7 protein-coding genes are annotated in these 6154 nt (G+C 70.5%); all 7 read left to right on the top strand.

Annotated features, from left to right (window positions below; all coding sequences use genetic code 11):
• Positions 1 to 1224, top strand: a 1224-nt coding sequence (locus tag G6027_RS13105; RefSeq protein ID WP_182637556.1) for a glutamate-5-semialdehyde dehydrogenase, incomplete at its 5' end; no start/stop codon positions are given.
• Between the two features lie 60 nt (positions 1225 to 1284).
• A complete protein-coding gene (locus tag G6027_RS13100) occupies positions 1285 to 2166 on the top strand; it encodes a MoxR family ATPase (protein ID WP_179524943.1) in 882 nt (293 codons plus the stop codon).
• A 27-nt stretch (positions 2167 to 2193) separates the two neighbouring features.
• Positions 2194 to 3624: a VWA domain-containing protein gene (locus G6027_RS13095; protein ID WP_182637555.1), complete on the top strand. Its 1431-nt coding sequence runs from the start codon at positions 2194 to 2196 to the stop codon at positions 3622 to 3624.
• 56 nt (positions 3625 to 3680) lie between these two features.
• Complete coding sequence (gene nadD / locus G6027_RS13090) at positions 3681 to 4397, top strand: nicotinate-nucleotide adenylyltransferase (RefSeq protein ID WP_182637554.1); 717 nt, start codon at positions 3681 to 3683, stop codon at positions 4395 to 4397.
• Complete coding sequence (rsfS, locus tag G6027_RS13085; protein WP_182637553.1) at positions 4394 to 4837, top strand: ribosome silencing factor; 444 nt, start codon at positions 4394 to 4396, stop codon at positions 4835 to 4837. The genes nadD and rsfS overlap by 4 nt, the downstream gene beginning before the upstream one ends.
• Before the next feature lie 7 nt (positions 4838 to 4844).
• Entirely contained in the window at positions 4845 to 5546 is a 702-nt protein-coding gene (locus tag G6027_RS13080; protein WP_182637552.1) for a histidine phosphatase family protein, read from the top strand.
• On the top strand, positions 5543 to 6154 hold a 612-nt coding region (locus tag G6027_RS13075; RefSeq protein WP_182637551.1), incomplete at its 3' end, for a DegV family protein. The genes G6027_RS13080 and G6027_RS13075, both read left to right, overlap by 4 nt.

Raw genomic sequence — 6154 nt, 5'->3', positions numbered from 1 at the left:
GCCGTCCACGACGCGGCCCGCCGCGCACGGGCCGCGTCGCGTGACCAGGCGCTGCTCACGGCGGATCGCAAGAACGCGCTCCTGCTGGCCGCAGCCGACGCCCTGGTGGCCGCACAGACGGAGATCCTCGGGGCCAACGCCCGCGATATCGAGGAGCATTCGGCGGAGGGCACCGGCGAGGCCATGCTGGATCGCCTGCGCCTGACCTCCGACCGGATCGAGGGCATTGCCGGCGGCCTCCGTCAGGTGGCGGGACTGGCCGACCCGATCGGCACCGTCACCCGCGGCTCGACCCGTCCCAACGGGTTGCAGTTGCGTCAGGTCCGGGTGCCGCTGGGCGTGATCGGCATGATCTACGAGGGTCGGCCCAACGTCACCGTCGACGCGTTCGGTCTGGCCTTCAAGTCGGGCAACGCGGCGCTGCTCCGCGGGTCGCGCTCGGCCAGGCACTCCAACGAGGCGCTGGTGACGGTGCTGCGCGACGTGCTGGCCCGCCACGAGCTGCCGGTGGAGGCGGTCCAGTTGCTGCCGTCGGTGGACCGGTCGTCGGTCACCCACCTGATCCAGGCGCGCGGTCTGGTCGACGTGGTGATCCCCCGCGGCGGCGCGGGACTCATCCAGGCGGTGGTGGAGAACGCCAAGGTGCCGGCCATCGAGACCGGCACCGGCAACTGCCACCTCTACATCCACGGAGACGCCGATCTCGACGAGGCCATCAGCCTGCTGCTCAACGGCAAGACCCGCCGCTGCAGCGTGTGCAACGCCACCGAGACGGTGCTGCTCGACGAGGCGCTCGGTGACGCCGCCGTGGACCGCGTGGTGGGAGCACTGCGGTCCGCCGGTGTCACCGTCCACGGCGACCGCGAGGGACTCGTCCCCGCCGACGACGTGGACTGGGGTGAGGAGTACCTGAGCATGGACATCGCGCTCAAGGTTGTCGACGGGGTGGACGCCGCCATCGACCACATCGCCCGGTGGTCCTCGGGTCACACCGAGGCCGTGGCCACCCGGAGCCTCGAGGTGGCAGATACGTTCTGTGCACGGGTCGACGCTGCCGCGGTGATGGTCAACGCCTCCACCGCGTGGACGGACGGCGAGATGTTCGGCTTCGGCGCCGAGATCGGCATCTCCACACAGAAGCTGCACGCCCGCGGGCCCATGGGTCTCGAGGAACTCACCAGTACCAAGTGGATCGCGCACGGCAAGGGGCACGTGCGTCCCTGACGCGCGGAGCCCGGGCCGACGGCCACCACCAGCGACCTGCAGAACTGAAAGGATCCACTCATGGACCGAGCACGGACCGCGCAACGACCGGCTTTCGAGAGCATCGACCACGTGATCGAGAGTCTCGGCGCCCAGGGTTACCTGGCCGACCGCTCGACCGCGACCGTGGTCTACCTGGCCGACCGACTGGGCAAGCCGCTGCTCATCGAGGGACCTGCGGGGGTGGGCAAGACCGAGTTGGCCAAGGCAGTCGCCGCGGCCACCGAGGCCGAGCTCATCCGTCTCCAGTGCTACGAGGGCGTCGACGAGGCCCGGGCCCTGTACGAGTGGAACCACGCCAAGCAGATCCTGCGCATCCAGGCCGGCCAGGGCGAGGGCTGGGACTCCACGCGGGACGACGTGTTCTCCGAGGAGTTCCTGCTGTCCCGGCCACTGCTCACCGCCATCCGGCGCAGCGAACCCACCGTGCTGCTGGTCGACGAGGTGGACAAGGCCGATATCGAGATCGAGGGTCTGCTGCTCGAGGTGCTGAGCGACTTCGCAGTGACGATCCCGGAGCTCGGGACGATCCAGGCGGTCCGCAAGCCGTTCGTGGTGCTGACCTCCAACGCCGCTCGCGAGCTCTCCGAGGCGCTCAAGCGTCGCTGCCTCTACCTGCACCTGGACTTCCCGACCCCCGAGTTGGAGCGCAAGATCCTCGGTTCGCGGGTGCCGGAGCTCGACGACCGGCTGGCCGAGCAACTGGTCCGGGTGGTCGGGGTGCTGCGCGCCATGGCGCTCAAGAAGGTGCCGAGCGTGTCCGAGACCATCGACTGGGGCCGCACCCTGGTCGCTCTGGGTCTGGACACGATCGACGACGAGACCGTCCTGCAGACCCTCGGTGTGGTGCTCAAGCACCAGTCCGACCAGCTCCGCGCGGCCGCCGAGCTGCGGCTCAACTAGCGTGCGGCGATCAGGAGGTCAGGCGAGATGACCACGCGTTCGCCCGGCGGTCTGTCCGGGCACCTCGTCGACTTCGTCGACGCGCTGCGCCGCAAGGGCATCCCCGTGGGGCCGAGTGAGGCGGTCGACGCGGCCGCGGCGATGGTCCACATCGACCTGCTCGACCGTGCGGCGCTCAGGGAGGCGCTCGCGGCCACGATCCTGCACAAGCCCACCCACCGCGGGGTGTTCGACCAGCTCTTCGACCTGTGGTTCCCCGCCGCGATCGGGGCGCACTCCGCCTCGGAGGGGGTGGCTCTCGAGGTGGAGATCCCGACGGACGACGACGGCAAGGTGGACCCGGAGGCGCTGAACGAACTCATCGCCTCACTGCTGCTCGAGGACACCGAGGAGTCGCGGGCCAGGGCGCGGGCGTTGGCCGAACTCCTGGTGGAACAGCTCGGCTCGTACGACTCGGTCAACGGTCCGCGCTACTCCGCCTACCAGGCTCTCAGTCCGCTGGACACCGGCGCGATCATGCAGAAGATCCTCGACGGCCTGATGGGGGCCGACCCCTTCGACCCGGACGGTTCGAAGCGTCACGCCGAGAAGTCCGCGGCCGCCAACTCGGCGGCGGACATGGTGCGGGGTTTCCTGCGGGAGGTCGCCGACGAGACCCGGCGCCGCACCGCGGAGACGGTGGGTCGCGACCGGGTGGCCGATTACGCGGTGGGTCCGGCGGCGGAGCAGGTGGACTTCCTGCGGGCCAACGACCAGGACCTGCAGGTGTTGCGACGGCGCGTGGGCCCCCTCGCCCGTCAGCTCGGGAGCCGCCTGGCCACGCGACGTCGTCGTCACCGCCAGGGTGCGATCGACATGCGCAAGACGATGCGCCGGTCCATGTCCACCGGCGGGGTGCCGGTGGAGCTGGTGCTGCGCAAGCCCCGGCCGGCGCGGCCCGAGCTGGTGGTGTTGTGCGACGTGTCCGGATCGGTCGCCGGGTTCAGTCACTTCACGCTCCAGCTGGTGCACTCCCTGCGCGAGCAGTTCTCCCGCGTGCGGGTCTTCGCCTTCGTCGACACCACCGATGAGGTGACCTCGTTCTTCGAGACCGGGTCGGACCTGGGATCGGCGATGAGCCGGATGGTGCGCGAGGCCCGGATCGTCACCTACGACGGGCACTCCGACTACGGTCACGCGCTCGAGGGGTTCGCGGACCGCTACGCCCACACGCTCACCCGCACGGGGTCGCTGCTCATCCTGGGCGACGGGCGCAACAACTACCGCGACCCGTCCGTGGAGGCACTCGAGTTCGTGAGCGAGCGGGTCGGGCACACCCACTGGCTCAACCCCGAGCCCAGGAAGCAGTGGGGGACGGGTGACTCGGCGGCCAGGCTGTACTCCCAGTACGTGCCCATGCACGAGTGCCGCAACGTCGAGCAGCTCACCGCGGTCGTCGCGGGTCTGCTGCCCGTGTGAGGGCGCGGACACGCGAGGGAGCGGAACGTGGCGCCGGACCGATAGACTCGGCGACCATGACCACGACGGGGACCGCCGCGGGCGCCGGACGCCGCATCGGAGTGATGGGCGGGACGTTCGATCCGATCCATCACGGTCACCTGGTCGCGGCCAGCGAGGTCGCCCACCGTTTCGGTCTCGACGACGTGGTGTTCGTCCCCACCGGGGAGCCGTGGCAGAAGCGCGGACGTACCGTCTCGCCCGCCGAGGACCGGTATCTCATGACCGTCATCGCGACGGCCTCCAACCCGCGGTTCTCCGTCAGCCGCGTGGACATCGACCGCCGGGGCCCCACCTTCACCGTCGACACCCTCAGGGATCTGCTGCGGCAGAACCCCGGCGCCGAGCTGTTCTTCATCACCGGCGCGGACGCGCTCGAGAAGATCCTGACCTGGCGCGGCTGGGAGGAGATGTTCGAGCTCGCCACGTTCGTCGGGGTGTCACGCCCCGGCTTCGAGCTGTCAGACACCCACCTCGCGGAGATCGGTGACGGGCGCGTGCACCTGCTCGAGATCCCCGCGCTGGCCATCTCCTCGACCGAGTGCCGCCGGCGTGCGGCCGAGGACGCCCCGGTCTGGTACCTCGTCCCGGACGGGGTCGTCCAGTACATCGCCAAACGCAACCTCTACCGCCCCGAGGGCTCCACCAGGCTCGACGGGACTCCCGCCGCGACGGCTCCGGCACACCGCGAGCTCGTCCCCACCGACCACCACACCGAGGAGAACCATCAGTGACCGCTAGCCCCGAGGCCCTGGAGATGGCGGGCATCGCCGCCCGCGCCGCAGACGAGAAGCTGGCCACGGACATCGTCGTGCTCGACGTCTCCGGCCAACTCATCATCACCGACTGCTTCGTCCTGGCCTCGGCCGAGACCGAACGTCAGGTCAACGCCGTCGTCGACGAGATCGAGGACCAGCTCCGCGAGGCGGGGCACAAGCCGCTGCGTCGGGAGGGCACGCGCGAGGGGCGCTGGGCGCTGCTCGACTACAACGAGGTGGTCGTGCACGTCCAGCACGTCGACGAGCGCGACTACTACTCGCTCGACCGTCTCTGGAAGGACTGCCCGGTCGTGGAGATCGAGGGTGTCGAGACCACCGGTCGACCCGAGTCCGCGACGCGCGGCACCGACGACTCGCTCGCGCCGGAGGAGCCGCAGCGGGATCAGGGGCTCTGACACTCCTGTGACCCGTCGTCTCATCCTGCTGCGTCACGGCCAGACGCACTACAACGCCTCGCTCCGGATGCAGGGCCAGTTGGACACCGAGCTCAGCGAGCTCGGTGTCCACCAGGCACATGCGGTCGGTCGTGCCCTGGCGCACCGTCGGCCGTGGACGATCCTCTCCTCCGATCTGCAGCGAGCACGTGAGACGGCCCGGGCACTGGCCTCGGAGGTCGGGCTCGACGTCCGTACCGACCCGCGCCTGCGGGAGACCCACCTGGGCACGTGGCAGGGGATGAGCCATTCCGAGGTCGACGAGCTGTGGCCCGACGCCCGGATGCGGTGGCGCAGCACCCCACGGTGGTCCCCGCCGGAGGGGGAGAGCCGACTCGACGTGGCCCGGCGCACGCGCCAGGTGGTCGACGAGCTGGTGGACGCCTCACCCGGGTGGAACGAGCACCCGGCGGTCCTCGTGGCCCACGGGGGTGCGATCGCGGCCCTCACCGCTGCACTGATCGAGCTGCCGGTCGAGCAGTATCCGATCTTCAACGGTCTCGGGAACACCTGCTGGGTGCAACTGTCCGCGCACCCGCGGCCCGGGTCCTCCTGGAGTGGACACCCCGCGACGCCGGAGATCGGGCCGACGACCGACGGTGCCCGCGAGGTGCTCTGGCGTCTCGACCAGTGGAATGCCGGTCTCACACCCCCGGTGGTCCCGTCATGACCATCCGACTGGTCACCGACTCGAGCGCCGACCTCCCCGAGGAGTGGGTCCGCGAGTTCGGCATCACCGTGGTGGGTCTGCACGTGGTCGAGGAGGGGGACCGGGCGGTCTCGACGGCCGCCGTGACCCCGGACGAACTGACCGCGATCTACCAGGAACTCCTCGACGACCCGGACTGCACGGGCATCGTCTCCGTCCACCTGTCGCGTGAGCTCTCCCGCACGTGGGAGTCCGCCGCCGACGCCGCCACGAGGTTCGGCGGCCGCGTCCTGGTCTCGGACTCCCGGTGCGCCGGGATGGCGTTCGGCGCCGCGGTGGCCCAGTGCGCCTGGGCGGCGAACAACGGGCTCGGGCTGTCCGCCACCTACGAGCTCGCCGAGCGGATCTGCCGGGGAGCGTCCACCTTCGCCGCTCTGGAGTCGCTGGAGAGCCTGCGCCGGGGGGGCCGGATCAGTGCCGTCGCGGCGATCTTCGGCAGTGCGCTGGCCATGCGCCCGATCATCGTGCTGCGTGGTGGTGCGGTCGACCTGGCCGCCAAGGCCAGGACCACGACCAAGGCCCACGAGCGGCTGCGCTCGCTGCTGCGCGACGAGATCGGCCGGGGCGAA

Source organism: Dietzia sp. SLG310A2-38A2 (assembly GCF_014145095.1).
Classification (GTDB): Bacteria; Actinomycetota; Actinomycetes; order Mycobacteriales; family Mycobacteriaceae; genus Dietzia.
This window is presented reverse-complemented; position numbering and strand designations above follow the sequence as displayed.